The following is a 536-nucleotide window of genomic DNA, read 5'->3' on the forward strand; positions in this document are numbered from 1 at the left end:
CCCAAGAAATACCAGCGGCGATAGGTCAACTAGTGGCAAACCATGGCCACCCGGCGCTCGACACTCTTCGAGCCCCGCCGCAGACACCCCCTTTGACCCTTGGGCCCAAGCCAAAATAAAAAATAAAGAAAGGCGTGATTCTTAACGTTAACAAACTGCGAATTAGCGCTAAATAACGCCTAGACAACACAGGCACGGCAACGGAAGCCATGCGGCGGTGAATGTATGGTCAGGCTCGTTTATATTGCCGCCCTTTAACCTCTGCACCCAAATAGACATTCACCAGCGTTTATCCTCTAACCTAAAACTGCCATGGATAGGTCGACGGCTAGCGCCAGACTGCAGTTCGCTTACGGAGAAAACCAACAAAGACGTGGCTTTAACGTTAAGTGCTTTATCGGCGCCAGCCACTGTCGCTCCCGCTAAGTCGATACGACTCCCCTGAATGAGCGCGGCCTTTTTACCTTGAATCAATACATTCGTTCCCAACACGACGGATTCATCACTGCTAAAGCTACGCCCCTCGCTCACTAAAC

The 536-nt window shown here is 51.3% G+C and carries 1 protein-coding gene; it reads right to left on the minus strand.

The features are described from left to right. Positions 1–279: 279 nt before the first annotated feature. On the minus strand, positions 280–536 hold a 257-nt coding region (locus tag ACFQEU_RS17910), incomplete at its 5' end, for a hypothetical protein (RefSeq protein WP_379784358.1).

Origin of the sequence: Halorubrum tibetense (genome assembly GCF_042661865.1) — an archaeon.
Taxonomy (GTDB): Archaea; Halobacteriota; Halobacteria; order Halobacteriales; family Haloferacaceae; genus Halorubrum; species Halorubrum tibetense.